We start from the raw sequence: 3,188 nt of genomic DNA, 5'->3' as shown, positions 1-3,188 counted from the left end.
GCTGCGGCAGGCCGCCCCGAAGAAGGAGGGCGGCCTGCCGCAGCTGGACGAGCTCGGCGCCGCCGGGCTCCGGGCGGTCGCCGCCGAAGACCTCGTCGAGGGCGCCCTCCCGCACGGCGAGCTGGTAGACGGCGAGCTGCGGGTGGTGGGCGACCTCGTCCTTGGTGGGGGCGGACTTGCCGGTCTTGAAGTCGACGACGTACGCGCGCCCGTGCTCGTCGGTCTCGACCCGGTCCATGGAGCCCCGGATGCGGACCTCGTACTCCCCCGCCTCCAGGGTCACGTCGAAGCCGTGCTCGGAGGCGGCGGGGGTGCGGCCGCCGCGGTCCATGACGTGCCAGCTCAGGAAGCGTTCGAGGGCCACGCGCGCGTGCTGCTTCTCCTGCGCCGACTTCCAGGGCGCGTCGAAGGCGAGGGCGTCCCAGACGGAGTCGAGCCGGGCCATGAGGACGTCGAGGTCGGCCGGGGTGCGTCCGGAGGCGACCTCGTCGGCGAGGACGTGGACGACGTTCCCGAAGCCCTGGGCCGCGGTGGCGGGGGCCGCCGCCTTGACCTCGCGGCCCAGGAACCACTGGAGGGAGCAGGTGGAGACCAGGTTCTCGAGCGCGCTCGGCGACAGCGCCACCGGCCGGTCGCGCTCGCGCAGCGGCGCCGGGCTGCGCGTCGGCTCGAACAGGCCCCACCAGCGGTCCGGGTGCGCGGCCGGGACCAGCGGCTGGCCCTCGTCGTCGGTGAGCGCGGCCAGCCGGGCGAGCCGGTCGGCGGCCGCCTCCCGGAGCTCGGGCGAGGCCTCCGGGTCGACGGTGGTGGCGCGGAGCTCGGCGACCAGGGCGGAGACGGCGAGCGGGCGGCGGGGGCGGCCCGGGACGTCCTTCGGCTCGGCGCCGAGCTCGGTGAGGAACCGGGACGGCTGGTCCCCGTCCTCGGCGGCGGCCTTCACGGCGGTGACGACGAGCCGGTCACGCGCGCGCGTGGCGGCCACGTAGAAGAGCCTGCGCTCCTCGGCGAGGAGGGCGCCGGGGGTGAGGGGTTCGGCGAGGCCGTCGCGGCCGATGCGGTCGGCTTCGAGGAGGGAGCCCCGGCGGCGCAGGTCCGGCCAGAGGCCCTCCTGCACGCCGGCGACGACGACGAAGCTCCACTCCAGGCCCTTGGAGCGGTGGGCGGTCATCAGCCGGACGGCGTCCGGGCGGGTGTGCCGGCGGGTGAGGGTGTCGGCGGCGATGTCCTGGGCGTCGAGCTCCTCCAGGAAGTTGAGGACACCTCGGCCGCCGACGCGCTCCTCGGCGCGGGCGGCGGTCTCGAACAGGGCGCAGACGGCGTCGAGGTCACGGTCGGCGTTGCGCCCGGCGGGGCCGCCGCGCAGGGCGGCGCGCTCCAGGCGGCCGGGCCAGGGGGTGCCGCTCCAGAGGACCCAGAGGGCCTCTTCGGCGGTGCCGCCGTTCTTCAGGAGGGTGCGGGTCTCCTGGAGGAGCAGGCCCAGGCGCTGGGCGCCGCGGGCGTAGGCGGGGTCGTGGGCGGCGAGGCGCTCCGGCTGCGCCAGTGCTTGGGCGAGCAGGACGTCCGAAGGCGGCGGGACCTTGTTCCCGCCGGCCCTCTCCTCGTCCCGTAGGGCGCGGCCCAGGCGGCGGAGGTCTGCGGGGTCCACCCCTGCGAGGGGTGAGGCGAGCAGTTCCAGGGCGGTCTCTACGGGTAGCCAGGCCGCTTCGGTGCCGGGCGCCTCCGAGGTGCCCGCCGCACCGGGGGCGGGATCGGCGGGGTCGCCGTCCTGCGCGGACGCGGCGTCCGAGGGGTGCGCCGACGGTGCGGCGCCGTCGTGGGTCGTGCCCACCGGTTCCGCCCCTGCGGAACGCATGCCCACAACGCTTGCCACCGCTCTCAGCGCCAGCAGCAGGGGCGTCACCGCCGGTTCGTGGCGCAGTGGAGTGTCCGCCGCGTCCGTTTCCACCGGGACTCCCGCCGAGGTGAGGGCACGGCGGAGGGACGGGAGGGAGGCGGCGGCACGGGTGAGGACGGCCATGTCCTGCCAGGGGACCCCGTCCTCCAGGTGCGCGCGGCGCAGCAGGTCGGCGATGTTCTCGGCCTCCGCCGAGGCCGTGGGGTAGGTGTACGCCTCCGCCCGGCCCCCGTCCCGGACCGGGGCGAGCTCGCGGTGGGCGCGGACCTTGTCGGCGGGGAGCCGGGGCATCGGCATCCGCTGGGCGAGCTGCCGGGTCGCCCCGAGGAGCTCCGCGCCCGAGCGGCGGGAGGTGCGCAGGACCCGGACGGTCGCGCCGCCGAAGGTGGACGGGAAGTCGAGGATGCCGTTCACGTCGGCGCCGCGGAAGGCGTAGATGGACTGGTCCGGGTCGCCGAAGGCGACGACCGTGCCGCGACCGCCGCCCGCGAGCGCGTGCAGCAGCCGGACCTGTGCCGGGTCGGTGTCCTGGTACTCGTCGACATAGATCGCGTCGTACGCGGGCACGCGCGCGTCCCGGGCGAGCGGTACGGCCCGGTGGACGAGCTCCGCGTAGTCGAGGACGCCCTGGAGGTCGAGGACGTCGAGGTACTCGGCGAGGAACCCGGCCGCCGCCTTCCAGTCCGGGCGGCCGACCCGGTCCGCGAAGCGGGCCAGCGCGTCCGGCCCGAGGCCCAGTTCGCGGGAGCGCGCGAGGACGGCCCGTACCTCGTCGGCGAAGCCCCGGGTGGTGAGGCAGGCGCGGAGTTCGTCGGGCCAGCGGACCCGGCCGAGGCCCGCCTTCTCCAGGTCGATCTGGCCGGCGAGCAGTTCGCGGACGGCGAGGTCCTGCTCGGGTCCGGAGAGCAGCCGGAGCGGTTCGGCGAAGAGTTCGGCGTCCTGGTGGGCGCGGATCAGGGCGTAGCAGTACGAGTGGAAGGTCGTCGCCTGCGGCGGGCGGCGGCCGCCGAGCCGGCCGGCCATGCGGTCGCGGAGTTCGACGGCGGCCTTGCGGCTGAAGGTGAGGACGAGGAGGCGTTCGGGGTCGGCGCCGTTCTCCATGCGGGCGGCGACGGCCTCGACGAGGGTGGTCGTCTTGCCGGTGCCGGGTCCGGCGAGGACGAGGAGAGGTCCGCCGGTGTGGTCAACCACTTCCCGCTGGACTGCGTCCAGCTGAGGGGGATCCAGCGGGGCCGGCGTGGTGCGCACCAGTCGGTACGCGCCCGGGGTCCGCTGCCGGCCCCGCTGGATCCCC

At 76.2% G+C, this 3,188-nt stretch carries 1 protein-coding gene; it reads right to left on the bottom strand.

Annotation, left to right across the window (positions count from 1 at the left end):
• The coding region (locus CCN56_RS33615) for an ATP-dependent DNA helicase (RefSeq protein WP_086831624.1) at positions 1-3,184 on the bottom strand (3,184 nt) is incomplete at its 3' end.
• Positions 3,185-3,188: the final 4 nt, after the last annotated feature.

It is taken from the genome of Streptomyces sp. NRRL B-24572, assembly GCF_002156145.1.
Classification (GTDB): Bacteria; Actinomycetota; Actinomycetes; order Streptomycetales; family Streptomycetaceae; genus Streptomyces; species Streptomyces vietnamensis.
Note: the sequence above shows the minus strand (reverse complement) of the source record. Positions and strands in the feature narration are given on the sequence as shown.